Source organism: Actinokineospora sp. UTMC 2448 (assembly GCF_024760565.1).
Classification (GTDB): domain Bacteria; phylum Actinomycetota; class Actinomycetes; order Mycobacteriales; family Pseudonocardiaceae; genus Actinokineospora; species Actinokineospora fastidiosa.
Map to the genome: position 1 here is coordinate 4543258 of NZ_CP031087.1, position 16732 is coordinate 4559989.

Below are 16732 nucleotides of genomic sequence, written 5' to 3' on the forward strand. Positions count from 1 at the left end.
CTTCTCGAATCCTGACCGCCGTTCACCTGGTCAGCGTCGATGGACCGACACCGCGTAGTCACCGTCGGTGAAGGGGTCGCGCGACCAGGTGGCGAACCGCTCCGCGAGCGTCAGCCCCGCGGCGGCGCAGTGGGCGTCGTAGTCGGCGAGGGTGTAGGCGCGGTCCAGGGAGAAGCCCGCGATGAGCACCCCGCCGGGAGCCACGTGCCGGGCGGCGCCCGCGACCAGCGCGGGCTCGGTGCCCGGCGGGGTGAACAGGGGGACGTTGCCCGCCATCACCACCACGTCGAACACCCGGCCGAGGTCCAGCCCGGTGAGGTTGCGGCGCAGCCACACCAACTCCGGCGCACGGCGCTCGGCGGCGGCGACCATGGAGGCGTCCGCGTCGACGCCGACGACCTCGATGCCGTGGCGGGCCAGTTCGATGGCGACTCTGCCGGACCCGCAGCCTGCGTCTAGGACGGTGGTGGGGGTGTAGGCGCGGACGAAGGTGGCCTCACCGTGCACGTCCACGCCGTCGGCGGCCAAGCGGTCGAAGCGGCTCTGGTAGTCCTCGCCATTCCACGTCACGGCACTACGGTCGCATATGTGGATTCGCGCTGAGCGGTGGTTCGCTCCCTCGGCCTCAAGTGTTTAACCCTGGGAGGGCGGAGTAAAGGGCGCCTTCGGCGTCGCTGCGCGACAGGCTTCGCCTGCCCTTGACACCGCCCTCCCAGGGTTAAAGACGGCCAGGACGAGGGAGCAGGGGGCAGAGTGGTCGACGAACCACCAGGTGTTGTCCCTGTGTGGCGGTCGGTCAGGCGAAGGCCCCTGCGTGGTCGTGGAGGAAGTCCTTCACGTCGCGGGGTGGGTGGCCGACTACGTTCTGGTAGTCGTTGGTGGTGTAGTCGCCCCAGCCTCTTGCGTAGGCCTGCGAGTATTCGATCAGCATGTCTGCGATCCACCACGGCATCCCGTGGCTCAGCAGGGTTTTGCGGTGGTCCTCATCGGATACCGGGTGGTATTCGACCGGCTTGCCCAGGATTTCGGTGAGGAGGCGGGCTATCTCGGTGAAGGAGACCGGGCGGGGGCCGGTGGGGGTGTAGGTCATGCCGTGGTGCTGTGTGGGGGTGTCGGTGAGTATTCGTGCGGCGAAACGGGCGATGTCGCGGACATCGATCATGCCCAGGCGGGCGGCGGCGGCGTTGGAGGAGAACGTGCCGTGGGTGGCGATGCCGGGCGCGTCGTTCAGGAGGTTCTGCATGAACCAGTGGGGGCGCAGGATGGTCCAGTTCATCCCGCACGCCGCCACCTCGTGATCGGATAGGGCGTGGAGGCGTCCGCTGCGGGTCGGGGCGTCGTGGGCCGCGCCGACGGCGGAGAGGCGGACCACCCGCTCGACGCCCGCCTGACGGGCCGCCCACAGCGCGTTCGAGCTGTTCTCCGGGGCGCGCGGTCCGTTGGGGACCAGCAGCCACAGGTCGTCGACGCCGTCGAAGGCGCCCGTCAGCGAGCGCGGGTCGTCGAGGTCGCCCGTCGCGATCTCGACGCCGGGTGGCAGCGTGGCCCTGGTGGGGTCGCGGACCAGTGCGCGGATGTGGAGGTCGGAGCCCTCCAGTTCGGCGAGCAACGCGGTGGAGACGCTGCCGGTGGCGCCGGTGATCAGCAGGGTTCGGGTCATGGCCGGGTCCTTCCGGTGGGGATTCAGCGGGAGAGCAGCGCGCGGGCCGTCCGCGGGGTGAGCTGCGCGCCGAGGATCGAGAGCATGGCCAGGACGAACCCGGCGGTCTGCAGGGTGGTGAGCGGCTGGTCCAGCACGGCCCAGCCCAGCACGGTCGCCACGACGGGGGACAGCAGGACGAGGAACGACACCGCCGTCACCGGGAGCCTGCCCACGCCCTGGAACCAGAGCACGTACGCGGCCAGCGTGCCCACGACCGCCAGCCACAGGTACCCGCCGACCGCGGCCGCGTCGAACACCGGCAGCGGCCCCTCGACGGCCGCGAACGGCACGAGCAGCAGGCCGCCCGCGGCGAGCTGCCACCCGGTGAACGGCAGCAGGCCCACGCCGTCCGGTTTGCCCCAGCGTTTGGTGAGCACGACGCCCGCGGCCATCGAGGCCGCCGCCGCGCCGCCCGCCACGATGCCGAGCACGTCGAAGCCCGCCTCCGCGCGCAGCACCATCAGGGCGACCCCGGCCACGCCCGCGACGCCCCAGCCGAGCCGCCATCCCGTCGGCCGCTCCCCCAGCAGCGCCAGGGCGAGCCCGGCGACGAGGAGCGGCTGCGTCGCGGTGAGGGTCGCCGCGACCCCGCCGGGCAGCCGGTAGGCGGCGACGAACAGCAGCGCGTTGAACGCGCCGATGTTGAGCGCGCCCAGCACCGCCGCGCGCCACCACCACCCGCCGCGCGGCAGCGTCCTGGTCAGCGCCAGGACCGCGAGCCCGGCCGGGAGCGTGCGCAGCACGGCGGAGAGCAGCGGGCGGTCCGGCGGCAGGAACTCGGTGGTCACCAGGTACGTCGTGCCCCAGCTGACGGGGGCGACGGCGGCCATCGCGGTGAAGGCCGCCGTGCGCGGTGCGGCCCGGGCGGGAGCATGCGTCATCAGAACCTCTCAACATTGAATTGTTCAACGTCGAAGACTTTAAGGGTGCTTGTTAGGCTCCGTCAACCGCTTCGGGTCCCGAGGAGGATGCGGATGGGCGACCACGTCGACCGGGTGCTGCGGCAGTGGGCAGCGGAGCGCCCCGACCTCGCGGCCGCGCCGATGGGCGTCGTCGGCCGTGTGCAGCGGGCGAGCCGCCTGCTGGAGCGCGGGCTGACCGAGAACTTCGCCCGGCACGGCCTGCAGCTGTGGGAGTTCGACATCCTGGGCACCCTGCGCCGGTCCGGCCCGCCGTACCGGCTCACCGCGGGCGCGCTGTCCGCGAGTTCCATGGTCACCTCGGGCGCGATCACCAACCGCATCGACCGGCTGGTCGCCCGCGGCCTGGTCACTCGCGAGACCGACCCCGGGAACCGCCGCTCGGTGGTCATCACCCTGACCGAGAGCGGCTGGACCGCGGTCGAGGACGTCCTGGAACACCATGTGTCCCATGAGGAACGCGCGCTATCGTGCCTGAACGCCGACGAGCAGCGCGAACTGGCGAGACTGCTGCGCAAGCTGCTGATCGGGCTGGGCGACGTTCCCGGAGGCGACGCGGTGGAGTGAGTTCCGTCCAATCAGGACGCCAGTCGGGACGGGCTACCGCTCGGGCCGCCAGACATAGCGGATGTCGGGCTCCCGCTCCTCGTTGCGGCTGCCGTCCGTGCTGTCCACCGCGACGAAGCCGTGCCGTTCGTAGAAGCGGCGGGCGGGATGGTTGGCCTGGAAGGTCCGCAACGCCAAGCCGTCCGGACGCAGGCGTTTGGCCAGGTCCAGGAATCGGTTCCCCAGCCCCCGTCCGCGCCACGACGGGTCCAGGTAGAGCTGGTCCAGTTCCTGGCCGTCAAGCACCAGCAGACCCACCACCGCGCCATCGGCCACCGCGACCCAGCTTTCGCCGCGCGGCACCACGACGTGGGTGAACCACCGGCGCACCGCGTCGTCGTCGTGGGCGCGGCGGACCCCCGGCAGCGCGGCGGTGAAGGAACGCAGCCACACCTCCGCCATCGCCGCCGCGTCGGCGGGGTCAGCTGGCCGGATCATCGCCCAGCGCCACCGACGCGACCTCCGCCCACTCGTACGCGCGGCGGTCGCGGTTCAGGTCGATCAGGGAGACCGCGGCGATCGTGACGGCGGCGGTGTGGTCGCCGTGGTCGGCGAGGGCCTTGGCGATCGGCTCCCTCGGCCCCGCCGAGTTGGAGTACGCCAGGGTGACGTGCGCGCGGAAGCCGTCGGCGGACTCGGGCACCTTGTCCGCTCCCCACACCGCCGCGATCGCGTCGCGCAGGGACCGGCGGACCTCGGTGAGGGGGTGCGCCGGGGAAGCGGGCAGCTGGATCGTCTCGGCGTCCACATAGGCCGGACCCAACGTGATCGTGAACGGCGACAGGCGCGCGCAGCGCTCCCGGGCCGCCTCGACGATCCGGTCGAGGTCGCCGCGAGCGACCTCGTCGGTGAAGCCGACGCCCTGGGTCGTGAGGTGCAGCCAGCGCACCGGAACCGGGTCCAGCATCGGCAGCGCCCGCACCAGGGGCGCGTAGTCGGCGACGAGCCGGGCGGCCGCGGGATCGGCGGCGAAGGTGAAGTGCCAGGTGTAGAACGACCGGCCCACCCGCCAGCCGGGCCGCCACCACCAGTGGTCCCGCATGCGCTCATGCTCGGTCACGCGCACCTCTTCCGGTTGGGGGACAACGGGTTCAGGCCGTCAGCTCGGCGATGACCGGGTGCCGGGCGAACTCGGTGATCTCCTCGCGCATCCGCTCGGCGATGGGCTCGCCCGGGAAGGCGGCCGTGGCCGCGCGGACCTCGCCGAGCCGGTGCAGCAGCGGCCGGACCCGGTGCTCGGGCGCGGTGGCCATGACCGGCGCGAGCGCGTCCGCGGCCCCGTCCAGCTCGCCCAGCGCGAGCCGCGCCTTGACCTGCTGCAGGCGGACCATGCGCTCGGAGCCGGGATTGCGCCGTTCGGCAGGCAGGGTGTCGAGCCTGCTCACAGCCCGGTCGGCCTGCTCCGCGGTGACGGCGGGCTCGCCGAGGGACAGCGCGGCGTCGGACCAGAACCCGGCAGCGCGCTCCGGCCCGCAGGTGAACGGGCCGGGCACGTCGTCGTCGCGGACGTCGGCGGTGTCGGCGTTGCGCTGCGCGGTGACGACGGCCTCGCGCGCCTGCTCGTCGCGGCCGAGCCGGGCGAGGTCCAGCGCGTAGGCGCTGGCCAGGAACGTGCGCGCGGTTCCTTGGGCGTGGGCGAGGCCGTCGGCGGCGAACTGGGCGGCGCGGGTGTAGTCGTCCTGCCAGAACGCGGCGGTGTGCTGGGTGGCGCGCACCCACGCGCGGAGCCCGTCGTGGTCGGCGTTCTCCGCGCACGCCCACGCGGTCCTGGCGTGCGTCTCGGCCACCGCCGGTCGGCCGAGGTCGACCGTCATCCAGGCCAGCAGGGTCAGCGACCACCCCGCGGCCGCGTACAGCTCCCGCGCCTGCGCGGGCCGCTGTCTTCCTTCCAGCAAAGCGAAAGCGCGGTCGCGCAGGGCGCGCGTGCGGGCGAACAGCGGCATGGTGGGGACGCTCAGGTACGTGGCGGCGACGCGCCGCACGTCGGCGTGGAGCTGGTCGACGGTCAGGTCCCCGACGTTGGTCGCCTCGATCCTCGCCAGCAGTGCTGCCGACTCGTCGGCGGCGTCCATCACAACCCCCTCCAGGTCGATACCGGCGTGCGGGGATGCGGTCGGCGCCCAGCCGGTGGGGGCGAAGCCGAGCGCCGTGTCGTCCGGCGCGCGGAGGACCTGCCGCAGCGCGGCGCGGTAGTGCGCGGCAGGCCAGCGCACCACGCCGCGTTCCCAGCGGCCGACGGCACGGGCGTCGAGGTCGTAGCGCTTACCCGTGCTCTCCCATAACCACGCGTTGACCGCTTCCGCCAGTTCGGCGCGGCTCATCGGCTCCCCGGGCACGCGCCGCGACGGGGTGCGGTGGCGGGCGGCGCGGAGTCGGCCGTTGGGCTCGGACACGGATCAAGTCTATCCGCGCGGACCCGGGGCGTCATTGATCATGATCTGCCCCGGGCTGCCCACGGTTGCCCCTCGGTCTGCGCTGTACGCGCGGAGCGCGGCCGGGCACCCTGGCGGTATGACCGCGATCTCCATGTCCGGCGTCACCGCCGTTCGCGTGGTCGTGGGGGAAGTGGGGGGAAACATGCGTCACCCGGAGACCTCGTGAACTACACAACACCTGAGCAGGTCGACCTTGTCTCCGCGGTCACCAGGCTCGCCGACACACTGGAAGACCTCTTGCCGCTGATGCGCAACTACGCCAACGGGCTGATCGTCGGGTGGGCGACACCGGAGAAGGCCGACGCGCTCGCGGGTGTGCTGGAGCAGACGGCACGCCTGGTCAGGGAACACGCGCCGCACCCGATCATCGAGGGCTGATCGGGCTTTCAGTCCAGGCAGAACTCGTTGCCCTCGGGGTCGGCCATCACGATGAAGCCCGCGCTCATCGGCGGTTCCGGCTCGTGCCGCCGGATCCGGGTCGCGCCCAGGGCGACGAGCCGGTCGCATTCGGCCTCCAGCGCGGCCATCCGCTCATCGCCGCGCGCGCCGGGCGCGGCGCGGACGTCGATGTGGACGCGGTTCTTGGCGACCTTGTCCTCCGGCACCTGCTGGAAGAACAGCCGGGGGCCCTGCCCGTCCGGGTCCTCGATGGCCGACCTGGTGTTGCGCTGGTCCTCGGGAACGCCGACGCGCGCGAGGAAGTCGTCCCACGCGGCCAGCGGGTCGGCGCCCTCGGGCAGTTCGACCCCGGGCGGGCCGGGGTGGACGTACCCCAGCGCGTCGCGCCAGAAGGAGGACAGCGCGCGCGGGTCGTGGGCGTCGAAGGTGATCTGGATCTGTCGGCTCATCGGGTTGCTCCGTGTGGGTGTGTCATGCGGACGGGAATGGTCTGGACGACCGGACCAGGGTTCGGTCTCAGGCGTCCATGTGCTCACCCTGACACCGATAGCGGACAGGTGGTGTCCGCTATTTCTGGCAGGGTGGTGCCATGGCGGGCGGCGATGAGCGAGGCACAACGGAGCGCGTCCTGGCCCTGGTCGGCCTGTTGCAACGACGCCGGGTGTGGACCGGGCCGGAACTCGCCGCGCGGCTGGGGGTCACCGCGCGCACGGTCCGCCGCGACGTCGAACGGCTGCGCGCGCTCGGCTATCCGGTGCACGCCGCCAACGGCGTCGGCGGGGGCTACCAGCTCGGCGCCGGACAGGAGCTGCCGCCGCTGCTGCTCGACGACACCGAGGCGATCGCCACCGCGGTCGCGCTGCTCACCGGCACGGTGACGGGCGCGGACGAGGCCGCGCTGGGCGCGCTGGCCAAACTCGACCGCGTCCTGCCCAGCCGCCTGCGACACGAGGTGCGCGCGCTGTCCTCGGCGGTGGAGTCCTTCGGCGGCGGTCGCGCGCCGGTCGCCCCGGACGTGCTCATGACGCTCGCCAGGGCGTGCCGCGACGAGGTCGAGGCGGGCTTCGACTACCCGTCCGGCGACCGGGTGCGGCGGCGTCGGGTGGAGCCCTACCGCCTGGTCGCCTCCGACCGGCGCTGGTACCTGCTCGCCTACGACCTCGACCGCGACGACTGGCGCACCTTCCGGGTCGACCGGATGACCGACGTGGCCGCCCGCGGCTGGCGCTTCCGCCCGCGCCCCGCCCCGGACGCGGCGGCGTACGTCCAGGAGGGCGTCGCGAGCCGCGTCTACCGCCACCAGGCGCGTTTCCTCGTCCACGCGCCCGCGGAGGCGGTGCGCGCGCAGATCCCGCCCGCCGCCGCCGTCGTCCGGCCGCTCGACGGCGACCGGTGCGAGGTCGTCAGCGGCGCGGGCAGCCTCGATTTCGCGCTCATGCACGTCGTGCTGCTGGGCCACCGCTTCACAGTGCTCGATCCGCCGGAGCTGCGCGACCGCTGCCGCGTGCTGGCCGAGCGGCTGCTGGGGGCCATGCCCGATGTTGACAACGCGCAGTCGGACACTCCAGGCTGAGAGCGCTCCCAGTCGCTTCGGCCGAAGAGGATCGCCGATGACCCCGCGTCGCGCCGCCCTGCTGGTCCCCGCCCTGGCCGCCGCCCTCCTGGCCGCACCGCCGTCCCAGGCGCAGCCCGCGGCCGACGTCGAGGTGACGGTCAACGCGCGCGCCGGGCTGGAGGCGGTCGGCGACGCCGCGATCGGGGTGAACCACGCGATCTGGGACTCCCAGCTGGGCACGCCGGAGGTCGCGGACCTGTTGCGGGGCGCGGGGATCCAGGCCATGCGCTACCCGGGCGGCTCGTACTCCGACATCTACCACTGGCGCGACCACACCGCCCCGGGCGGCTACGTCGCGCCGGGGACCGACTTCGACACGTTCATGGCCGGGGTGCGGCGCGCGGGCGGCCAGGCGATGGTGACCGCCAACTACGGCACCGGAACGCCCGAGGAGGCCGCGGCGTGGGTCCGCTACGCCAACGTGGAGAAGGGCTACGGCGTCAAGTACTGGGAGATCGGCAACGAGCTGTACGGCAACGGCCACTACGGCGCGGAGTGGGAGGCCGACGAGCATCCCGACAAGAGCCCGGCCGGGTACGCGAACCTGGTCAAGGAGTACGCGCTGGCGATGAAGGTTGTCGACCCGGGCATCCAGGTCGGCGCGGTGCTCACCACGCCCGGCGAGTGGCCGGACGGCATCACCGCGGCGGGCGACGCCGGGCCGTGGAACGAGGTCGTGCTGGCGGTTGCCGGTCCGCACATCGACTTCGTGATCCTGCACTGGTATCCCGCGGGCGGCTCCGGTGCGGCGACGCTGGCCAGGGCCGACCACGCGCCGGTCATGGTGCGGATGGCGCGCGAGCAGATCGCCCGGCACGCGGGCAAGGACCTCGGGATCGCGTTCACCGAGCTGAACACGACGTACGGCCGCAACACCCAGCCCGGCGCGCTGTTCGCCGCCGACGCGTACGCCTCGCTGCTGGCGAACGGCGTGTTCAATGTGGACTGGTGGAACGTCCACAACGGCATGGGGAACGTCACGACCGTCGCCGGGCACACCGACTACGACGACTTCGGCCTGCTCTCCAGCGGGAACTGCTCCGCCGACGGCACGGTCTGCCAGCCCGCGCTCAACACGCCGTTCGCGCCCTACCACGCGCTGGCGATGACCTCGCGGCTGGCCGAGCCCGGCGACCAGTTCGTCGCGGCGGCGTCATCCGACCCGATGGTCAAAGTGCACGCCACGCGCAAAGCCGACGGCGGTCTCGCGGTGATGCTGGTCAACCGGGACCCCGAGAACGCCAAGACCGTCGCCCTCGACTACGCGGGCTACTCCCCCGCGGCGAGCGCCGAGGTCCTCAGCCACGGCAACGGGGACACGGCGATCACCACCACGACGGGAGCCAGCGCGTCCGTGGCGGTCGAGCCCTACTCGATCACCACGCTGCTGCTGCGTCCGACCGCCGAGGTGACCGGACCGGCAGCGCCCGCCCGGCCGACCGCGACGGCGACCGACCGGACCGCGACGCTCACCTGGCCCGCCGCCGCGCCCGGCGTCAAGTACGAGATCCACCGGCAGTCGGGCGCGCACACCGAGCAGTGGGGCGAGACGACCGGCACGTCCTTCACCGTCCACAACCTCACCCCGAGCACCCGCTACATGGTCAACCTGATCGCCCGCGACGGCGCGGGCAAGGTGTCCTGGGCGTCGCCGCCGGTCGAGTTCACCACGGCCACACCCGCCACGTCGACGTGCGCGGTCAGGCTGACCGACGTCACGAACTGGGGCAACGGTTATGTGGGCAACGTCGACATCACCAACACCGGGACGCGGCCCGTCGACAGCTGGACGCTGGCCTTCGACTGGCCCACCGGGTGGCAGCGGGTGGACAGCGGCTGGAACGCGACCTGGACCCAGACCGGCGCGACCGTCCGGGTGGCCAACGCCGACGGGAACCGGGTGATCGCCCCCGGGGAGACGGTCACCGCCGGTTTCGTCGCCTCGTACCACGGCCCCAACGTGCCGCCGCGGGTGTTCACGCTGAACGGGACCCACTGCACGACCCGGTGAGGGCCGGTCGTCAGGCGCGGACTGCCTGACGACGGCCGGTGAGCAGGTGGTCGACGCTGTAGCGGCCCGCACCGACGGCGGCCAGCAACAGCGCGGCCGCGCCGAGCACGAGGACGAACTCGTACCCGCCCTCAGTGACGAACAGGCCCGCACTCGCGTGCACGAACGCGAACGCGCCGATCATGTCGACGAGCAGCAGCAGACCGACGACGGGCACGGCAAGCCCGATGACCAGCGCGACGCCGCCCGCGAGCTCCACGATGGTGGCGAACCAGGCCGCCACGGGCGCGGCAGGCACGCCGACCTGCTCGAAGAACGCCGTGGTGCCCTCCATGCCGTTGGTGAACAGCTTCTGCCAACCGTGCGCGAAGAACACGACACCGACGGCAACGCGGGCGAGCAGCACAGCGAGGTCACGGGCGGGTGCGGGGATGGTCATGACGGGGTCCTCTCGGTGAGGGGGATGGATCGGACGGTTCAGGTGCGGCAGGCCGAACCTGGAAGGTGGACGACTATCCGGGGCTGCGGGAGACAGGGGACCGGCCGCGACCCGGGGCGCAACTGCACCCTCGGCGGGATTGCGAGCGCATGGCTAACCACGAGGTGCCCGGAGGCGCGGGATCGGTCACGCCCCGCCCCGAGGCGCAGCCAGCAGCCCCGCCGGGATTGCGAGGAGCCGGACCAACCCGACATGCCGGACCAGTCACAACCCGCCGCGAGGTCCAGCCTGCAACCTCGCCGGGACCACGCGGTGCGCCGCTCACCGAGGTGCCCGGAGGCGCGGGATCGGGCATGGTTCGGCCCGTCGTAAGCAGCCCGGAGCAGCTGGCAAACCTCCACGGGGCCGTGAGGTTCACGGCTGTTCCGTGGCGGCGGGAGGCGTGGGGTCGGTGACAATTCGGCCTGCGGTGCGCACGCCGGACCAGCGGGCGAGTTCGGCGGCGAGGTCGAGGCGTTCGACGATGGCGGCGTCGGCGTGGGGGCCCCAGGCGGCGCGGGGGAGCATCCACATGATCTCGAACTCGTTGCCGTCGGGGTCGGCTCCGTAGACGCTCTTGGTGGCGCCGTGGCTGGACTCGCCGGTGTACGCGCCCGCGGCGGTCAGGCGCTGGCGGAACTCGACCAGTTCGTCGACGGTGTCGAGCTGCCAGGCGAGGTGGTAGAGGCCGATGCCGCGGCGGCGGGGGCCGTCGGCCGGGCCGATGCCGAACAGGCCCAGGTCGTGGTGGTTGCCGGAGCGGGGCAGCCGCAGGAACGCGGCGTTCAGCGGCTCCTCGTGGCTGACCAGCTCCATGCCGAACACCTCGGTGTAGAAGCGGGCGGAGCGGTCGAGGTCGGCCACGAACAGCACGGCGTGGTTGAGGCGGACGGGCGAGACGGTCACGGAATCCTCCTTGCGCGGGGTCACGCGGCGACGGCGAAGCCCGCCGTCCAGGCGACCTTCTCGGCGGCGGCCAGGGTGAGCTGCAGGAAGCCGACGGCCTCCAGTTCGCGGGCGCGGCGCAGCGGGCCCGCGTCGACGGCGCGCAGCCCGCCCGCGGTGACGATCCCGGCGAGCAGCGCCTTGGCATCGGCGTCGTCGCCCGCGATCAGGACGGTGGTGGGCTGCCCGCCGACCGTCCCCGTGGACAGGGTGGCCGCGAAGTTGGTGTTGAACGCCTTGACGACCCGCGACGCGGGCAGCGCCTCGGCCAGTTCGGCCGCCGCGGAGCCGTCGGCGGGGACGACGAGGGAGTCGAACGTCGTGAAGTCCACGGGGTTGCTGATGTCGACGACGACCTTGCCCGCGAGCTGCGCGCCCCGCTGGGCGACGACGTCGGCGAGCGCGCCGTACGGGACGGCGAGGACGACGATCTCGCCGGTGACCGGGGCGTCGTCGCGGCCGAGCAGGTCCACGGCGCCGCCGCTCCTGCCGACGACGTCCGCGATGGCCTTGGCCATGGTGCCGGTGCCGATGATGCTCACGCGTGCCATGTCGGTGCTCCTGTCGGTCGGGTGTCCGTGCACCCCCTACAAGGATGTTGAAGGTTCAACTATTCCGCAAGTGACGGGGACCACTTGTGCGGGTGGATCGGTCAGGAATCGAGAAGTGCGGGTCTCGGCGGCGCGCATAGCGTGATCGACATCATCGGCATGGAGGGAGATCACATGTGCAACCCGCTGTGGGGACGCGCCCGCGCGGAGGCGCTGCGGCAGGACGACCTCGCCCGGCTGCGCCGCGTCCGCGACCGGATCGGCCGGGAGCACGCGCGGCCGTTGGACGTCGGCGCGCTCGCCCGGGACGCGGGCATGCCGCCGGGCCACCTCAGCCGTCGGTTCCGGCTCGCGTACGGGCTGTCGCCGTACGCCTACCTGGTCGGGCGGCGGGTCGAGCGGGCGCGGGCGCTGCTGCGGTCGGGAGAACTCGGCGTGGTCGAGGTCGGCGTCGCGGTGGGCTTCCCGACGCCGGGGGTCTTCGCCGACCGCTTCACAGAGGTGACGGGCGTGTCCCCCGTGGACTTCGCCGCACCGGTCAGGAATGAAGAAGCGTCGGCCGTCGAGCCGCGGCTAGCGTGATTCCCATGGCACACATCGAATCCGTCACCATCGAGGTCGCCGACACCGCGGCCGCCCGTCACTTCTACACCACCGCGTTCGGGCTGGACGCGGAGATCCGCCTGCGCCCAGCGGAGTCGCCGTCGAGCGGCTTCCGCGGGTTCACGCTGGCGCTGACGGTGGCCCAGCCCGCCACCGTGGACGGCTTCGTCGCGGCCGCCGTCGCCGAGGGGGCGACGGTGGTCAAGCCCGCCGCGAAGTCGCTGTGGGGCTACGGCGGGGTCGTCCAGGCGCCGGACGGGACCATCTGGAAGATCGCGACGTCGGCCAAGAAGGACACCGGCCCGGCCACGCGGGACATCGACGCCATCGTGCTCCTGCTGGGCGTCGCCGATGTGGCGGCGACCAAGCGGTTCTACAGCGAGCGCGGCCTCACCGTGGGCAAGAGCTTCGGGCGCATGTACGTCGAGTTCGAGACCGGCCCGATCACCCTGGCCCTGTACCGCCGCCGCGCCCTCGCCAAGACCGCGGGCGTCGCCCCCGACGGCACCGGCTCCCACCGCCTCGTGATCAACGGCGACGCGGGCCCGTGCACCGACCCGGACGGGTTCGCGTGGGCGCCCGCGCCCGTGGCCTCGACGTCCTGATAGGACTGTACCTTCCACTGCCGTTCCCCTGGAGGGACCATGACGACCGCGCCACCACGGACGCTCGCGGAGCGGGTGCGCGACACGCGCGCCAGGCTGGAGACCGACGTCGACCTGTGGGTCGCATCGGCGGGCCAGCCCGGCGGCGTCCACCTCATCCCGCTGTCCTTCCTGTGGGACGGGACGTCGATCCTTATCTCGACCCCGAGGGCCTCGGTCACCGGCCGCAACCTGCTGGCCGACGGCCGGGTGCGGCTCAGCCTGGGCACGACCCGCGACGTGGTGATCGTGGAGGGCACCGCCGAGCCGATCGCCGAACCCGACCGGGAGACCGGCGACGCGTTCGCGGCCAGGACCGGGTTCGACCCGCGCGAGCTGGCCACGCCCTACCAGTACTTCCGCATCCACCCGCGGCGCGTGCAGGCCTGGCGGGAGGAGAACGAGCTCCGCGGCCGCCTCCTCATGCGCGACGGCCGCTGGCTGGACCGCGCGGACGCGGAATCCTGACCGACCGGACGCTTGCTTGCTGCCCACGCACCCCAAGCCATGAACCCACCCGGCGCCACCGGGAAGGGCCGACGGCGCCCGGGACAGCCGGTCGGCTGCTGCGCGGGGGCGGTCGCGGGTACGGTCGGGGTCAGCTGGCCGAAGCCGTCGGCCGTCGAGGAGGCGTCGGTGGTTGATCTGTCTCGGTTCGCCCGGGTCGGGTTGGGGAGTTGGCCTACTCCGCTGGAGGAGTGCCCTCGGCTGTCCGAGGCGCTCGGCGGGCCCCGGGTGCTCGTCAAGCGGGATGACGTGAACGGGCTCGGCGTCGGCGGGAACAAGCTGCGCAAGCTGGAGTTCCTGCTCGGCGCGGCACTCGCCGAGGGCGTCGACACCGTGATCACCTCCGGCGGGATGCAGACCAACCACGGTCGGCAGACGGCCGCCGCCTGCGCGCGGCTCGGGTTGCGCTGCGAGTTGGTGCTGACGAGGCGCGTCACCAGCCTGGTCGGGTCGGGGGCGCGGGTCGCGCCCCGGGACGACGAGGCGTACGAGCGGTCGGGCAACGTCGCGCTGGACCTGCTCTACGGCGCGCGGCTGCACGTGTGCGACACCGACGCCGACGCGGAGGCCATCCATCGACGGCTCGCCGAGGAGGCGGCGGCGGAGGGGCGCAAAACCGTCACGCTCCCGGTCGGCGGGTCCAACGCCGTCGGCGCGCTCGGCTACGTCGCCGCCGCCGCGGAGTTGCGGGACCAGCTGAGCGAGGTGGACCGGATCGTGTGCGCGATCGGCAGCGCGGGCACGGTCGCCGGGCTCGCGCTCGGCGCGGCGCTGCTGGACTGGCCCGTCACCGTCGACGCCGCGTCGGTCTCCGGCCCGATCGAGCGCCACACGGCCGACATCGACCGCCTGACGGCCGAGGCGTCCGCGCTGCTCGGCGTCCCCGCCCCGAGCATGGCGCACGTCCGGGTGACCGACCACGCCCTCGGCCCCGGCTACGGCGTCCCCACCCCGGCGGTCTGGGACGCGATCCGCCTCTTCGGCCGCACCGAGGGCATCACGCTCGACCCGGTCTACACCGGCAAGGCCGCCGCCACCCTCATCGACTCCGCCCGCACCGGCGGGATCCCCGCCACCGACACCGTCGTCTTCCTCCACACCGGCGGCCTCCCCGGCCTCTACGGCTACGCCCCGGACCTGATCAAGGAAGCCGAGGCCTGACCGTCCTGTCGCGGTAAAGCGTCAGCGGCCTGTCCAGAAGTCCAGTCGGTGCTCCGCCCGGTAGTCGACGCCCGTGACCGCGCCCGGGGCCAGCTGCTGGACGTGCTCGCCGTCGGCGAACGGCGGCCAGGCAGGCAGGCCCTCGCCGTTGGGGTCGCCGGTGCTGGCGAACGTCGTCCAGTAGCGGATCATGAGGTCGGACAGTCCTTTGTGGTCACTCGCGAGGTCCTCATCGCGGAACAGGTAGCCGATGTCGCTGCTGTGGGTCGCGCCCTGCGGCGTCGCCCCCTCGTCGGCGAACTCGAAGGCGTGGACGGGGGTGTGGCGGGCGAGGAGTTCGTGCTGGCGGAACGTCGGCCGCGCCCACACCCGGTCGGTGAGCACCTGCGCCCACGCCAGGCTCGCGCTGGGGTAGGCGCTGAGCGGGTACTCGCGGGCGATCTCGTCGGCGTCGTCGCCGAAGGCGGCCGCCAGGAGCCTCGGGTAGTCCGCCGCGGCGACCGGGCCGCGGAAGATCTCCACGATCCCGCGGTGTTCGTGCCGCGCGTTGCCCGCGAGCACGGGCACGCGGGCGAAGTCGCCGTCGGCGAGGGCGTCGGCGGGCAACCGCGGCAGGTCGTCGCCGCCGTAGCCGTACGGCTGGAAGATGTTCATCACCTGCGGGTGGTCGAGCAGCGTCTCGGCGGGCAGGCCGCGCAGGCACGCGAGGTCGGCGCACCCCAGCTCCGCGGCGACGGCCTGGCCGATCCCGGCGATCTCGGCCTGGTCCCGCCACGCCAGCCACGGCAGCGCCTCCAGCCCGGGGTACCACGCCTCCGCGGGCAGGTCGATGAGCGCGAACCCGCTGTGCATGACCGCCTTGTCGAACAACCCGCGCGACGCGGGCGACACCAGGTGGGCGGCCACCGAGGAGGCGCCGTACGACACCCCGAACAGCGTGATGTTGCCCGGATCCCCGCCGAAGGCGGCGGCGTTGCGGCGCACCCAGTCCAGCGCGGCCCGCTGGTCGGCGAGGCCGAACATGCCCGAGCCGGGCAGGCCGGGGTAGCCGAACCCGCCGAAGACGCCCAGCCGGTAGTTGATCGTCACCACCACGACGTCGCCCTGCGTCGCCAGGGCGCGCGCGTCGAAGTGGTGGCCCGCGCCCACCGAGCCGTCGCCGTGCACCCACACCATGACCGGCCGCGCGCCTTGCGTGGACGGCGTGGTGACGTTGAGGAACAGGCAGTCCTCATCGGTGGACCGGTCGTCCGAATAGGACGTCCCGATCTGGGGGCACGGACTGCCCGGCGCGGTGGCGTCCCGCACCCCCGTCCACCGCTCGGCCCGCGCCGGCGCCGCCCACCGCCGCTCCCCCACGGGCGGCGCCGCGTACGGGATCCCCTGGAAGACGGTGTGATCAGCGTGCACGACGCCGCGCACGTCCCCGCTGTCCGTGCTGGCGACGCCGTCCCTGCCGTCCGCTCCCCCGCATGACGTGAGCAGCAACGCGGCCCCCATCAGCGCCCATGTCCTCCGGCCCATGTCCCCGTCCCCCTTGTCGTGGCGAGCTCGACCATGGTGACCAGCTCGCGTTCGCAGCGATCGAGGTCGATCTCCGCCCGATTCCCCAGCCGGGCCAGCACGCCGTCGCGCAGCGCCATGACGAACACCGCCATGGTGTCGGCGTCGAAGTCCCGGAACTCCCCGGCGCGCTGCCCTTCCCGCAGCAGGTCGGCCATCTTGCGGTGGTCGCCGTCCCCCGCGGTCGCGGCGGAGGCGTGCGCGCGCACCTCGTGCAGGGCGATGGCGTGGTTGCGGTGCTCGGCCATGAAGCGCACGTTGGCCGTGAGGAACGCCCGCAACTCCTCCGCCGCGCCCGCCCCCCGGTCCATGCGCTCCAGGACGAACCCGGCGAACACGCGCGTGACCTCGGCGTACACGGCGTCGACCAGTTCCTGCTTGCCCTTGAAGTGGTACGAGATCAACCCGGTGCTGCTGAGCCCGGCCACCGCCGCGATCCGCTTGAACGAGGCCGCCGCGTACCCGCCCTCGGCCAACACCTCGACCGCCGCGGCCACGATCTGCGCCCGCCGGGCCTGCTCGGTCACCGACTTTGCTCGCACGAGCAAATTCTAGCACGCGTGAGCAAAGCCCGGCCGGGGCCACCCGATGG

General features: G+C 73.0%; 20 protein-coding genes. 8 read left to right on the forward strand and 12 right to left on the reverse strand.

Translation table 11 applies throughout. The features are described 5' to 3' along the window. Window positions 1–30: 30 nt before the first annotated feature. From Actkin_RS20700 to Actkin_RS20710, 3 genes are all read right to left on the reverse strand, one after another. A complete protein-coding gene (locus Actkin_RS20700) occupies window positions 31–570 on the reverse strand; it encodes a class I SAM-dependent DNA methyltransferase (RefSeq protein WP_258903868.1) in 540 nt (179 codons plus the stop codon). A gap of 226 nt (window positions 571–796) precedes the next feature. Further along, window positions 797–1660: an SDR family oxidoreductase gene (locus Actkin_RS20705; RefSeq protein ID WP_258903869.1), complete on the reverse strand. Its 864-nt coding sequence runs from the start codon at window positions 1658–1660 to the stop codon at window positions 797–799. A 23-nt stretch (window positions 1661–1683) separates the two neighbouring features. Further along, the gene (locus tag Actkin_RS20710) at window positions 1684–2583 is read right to left on the reverse strand and encodes an EamA family transporter (RefSeq protein WP_258903870.1); all 900 of its coding nucleotides are present in this window, start codon (window positions 2581–2583) and stop codon (window positions 1684–1686) included. 93 nt (window positions 2584–2676) lie between these two features. Here Actkin_RS20710 and Actkin_RS20715 point away from each other — a divergent pair, with 93 nt between their 5' ends. Continuing rightward, the gene (locus Actkin_RS20715) at window positions 2677–3189 is read left to right on the forward strand and encodes a MarR family winged helix-turn-helix transcriptional regulator (protein WP_189211165.1); all 513 of its coding nucleotides are present in this window, start codon (window positions 2677–2679) and stop codon (window positions 3187–3189) included. Window positions 3190–3222: 33 nt separating this feature from the next. On the opposite strand, the gene Actkin_RS20720 is transcribed toward Actkin_RS20715, so the two are convergent. The 3 genes from Actkin_RS20720 to Actkin_RS20730 are packed head-to-tail and all read right to left on the reverse strand — an operon-like array spanning window position 3223 to window position 5621. Continuing rightward, window positions 3223–3666: a GNAT family N-acetyltransferase gene (locus tag Actkin_RS20720; RefSeq protein ID WP_258903871.1), complete on the reverse strand. Its 444-nt coding sequence runs from the start codon at window positions 3664–3666 to the stop codon at window positions 3223–3225. Beyond that, window positions 3650–4288, reverse strand: a complete 639-nt coding sequence (locus Actkin_RS20725) for a 2'-5' RNA ligase family protein (RefSeq protein WP_258903872.1) — start codon at window positions 4286–4288, stop codon at window positions 3650–3652. Before Actkin_RS20725 ends, Actkin_RS20720 begins: the two co-directional genes overlap by 17 nt. A gap of 31 nt (window positions 4289–4319) precedes the next feature. Beyond that, entirely contained in the window at window positions 4320–5621 is a 1302-nt protein-coding gene (locus Actkin_RS20730) for an NsdA family TPR-like regulatory protein (RefSeq protein WP_258903873.1), read from the reverse strand. Window positions 5622–5825: 204 nt separating this feature from the next. Here Actkin_RS20730 and Actkin_RS20735 point away from each other — a divergent pair, with 204 nt between their 5' ends. Next, window positions 5826–6041 (forward strand): hypothetical protein, encoded by a 216-nt coding sequence (locus tag Actkin_RS20735; RefSeq protein WP_189211167.1) that lies wholly within the window; start codon window positions 5826–5828, stop codon window positions 6039–6041. An 8-nt stretch (window positions 6042–6049) separates the two neighbouring features. Here the strand turns inward: Actkin_RS20735 and Actkin_RS20740 are convergent, their stop codons facing one another. Further along, window positions 6050–6511 (reverse strand): VOC family protein, encoded by a 462-nt coding sequence (locus Actkin_RS20740; RefSeq protein ID WP_258903874.1) that lies wholly within the window; start codon window positions 6509–6511, stop codon window positions 6050–6052. 140 nt (window positions 6512–6651) lie between these two features. Between Actkin_RS20740 and Actkin_RS20745 the strand changes: the two genes are divergently transcribed. Together Actkin_RS20745 and Actkin_RS20750 are read left to right on the forward strand one after the other, a co-directional pair. Continuing rightward, entirely contained in the window at window positions 6652–7635 is a 984-nt protein-coding gene (locus tag Actkin_RS20745; RefSeq protein ID WP_258903875.1) for a helix-turn-helix transcriptional regulator, read from the forward strand. Window positions 7636–7672: 37 nt separating this feature from the next. After that, a complete protein-coding gene (locus Actkin_RS20750) occupies window positions 7673–9688 on the forward strand; it encodes a cellulose binding domain-containing protein (protein WP_258903876.1) in 2016 nt (671 codons plus the stop codon). Between the two features lie 10 nt (window positions 9689–9698). On the opposite strand, the gene Actkin_RS20755 is transcribed toward Actkin_RS20750, so the two are convergent. From Actkin_RS20755 to Actkin_RS20765, 3 genes are all read right to left on the reverse strand, one after another. Beyond that, the gene (locus Actkin_RS20755; protein ID WP_258903877.1) at window positions 9699–10127 is read right to left on the reverse strand and encodes a DoxX family protein; all 429 of its coding nucleotides are present in this window, start codon (window positions 10125–10127) and stop codon (window positions 9699–9701) included. Between the two features lie 414 nt (window positions 10128–10541). After that, on the reverse strand, window positions 10542–11072 hold the full coding sequence (locus tag Actkin_RS20760; protein ID WP_189211172.1) for a VOC family protein: 531 nt from the start codon (window positions 11070–11072) through the stop codon (window positions 10542–10544). Between the two features lie 20 nt (window positions 11073–11092). Continuing rightward, window positions 11093–11662 (reverse strand): NADPH-dependent F420 reductase, encoded by a 570-nt coding sequence (locus Actkin_RS20765; protein WP_258903879.1) that lies wholly within the window; start codon window positions 11660–11662, stop codon window positions 11093–11095. A gap of 174 nt (window positions 11663–11836) precedes the next feature. Here Actkin_RS20765 and Actkin_RS20770 point away from each other — a divergent pair, with 174 nt between their 5' ends. The 4 genes from Actkin_RS20770 to Actkin_RS20785 all read left to right on the forward strand — a co-directional run bounded on the left by Actkin_RS20770 (window position 11837) and on the right by Actkin_RS20785 (window position 14577). Continuing rightward, on the forward strand, window positions 11837–12244 hold the full coding sequence (locus tag Actkin_RS20770) for a helix-turn-helix domain-containing protein (protein ID WP_189211174.1): 408 nt from the start codon (window positions 11837–11839) through the stop codon (window positions 12242–12244). A gap of 5 nt (window positions 12245–12249) precedes the next feature. Continuing rightward, window positions 12250–12870, forward strand: coding sequence for a VOC family protein (locus Actkin_RS20775; RefSeq protein WP_258903880.1), 621 nt, complete (start codon window positions 12250–12252; stop codon window positions 12868–12870). A 39-nt stretch (window positions 12871–12909) separates the two neighbouring features. Next, window positions 12910–13377: a pyridoxamine 5'-phosphate oxidase family protein gene (locus Actkin_RS20780; protein WP_258903881.1), complete on the forward strand. Its 468-nt coding sequence runs from the start codon at window positions 12910–12912 to the stop codon at window positions 13375–13377. Window positions 13378–13545: 168 nt separating this feature from the next. Continuing rightward, a complete protein-coding gene (locus Actkin_RS20785; protein ID WP_258903882.1) occupies window positions 13546–14577 on the forward strand; it encodes a D-cysteine desulfhydrase family protein in 1032 nt (343 codons plus the stop codon). Between the two features lie 21 nt (window positions 14578–14598). On the opposite strand, the gene Actkin_RS20790 is transcribed toward Actkin_RS20785, so the two are convergent. Together Actkin_RS20790 and Actkin_RS20795 are read right to left on the reverse strand one after the other, a co-directional pair. Beyond that, window positions 14599–16101 carry a carboxylesterase/lipase family protein gene (locus Actkin_RS20790; RefSeq protein WP_258903883.1) on the reverse strand — a complete coding sequence of 501 codons (1503 nt, stop codon included), beginning with the start codon at window positions 16099–16101 and terminating at the stop codon, window positions 14599–14601. Continuing rightward, window positions 16077–16682: a TetR/AcrR family transcriptional regulator gene (locus Actkin_RS20795; protein ID WP_258903884.1), complete on the reverse strand. Its 606-nt coding sequence runs from the start codon at window positions 16680–16682 to the stop codon at window positions 16077–16079. Before Actkin_RS20795 ends, Actkin_RS20790 begins: the two co-directional genes overlap by 25 nt. Window positions 16683–16732: the final 50 nt, after the last annotated feature.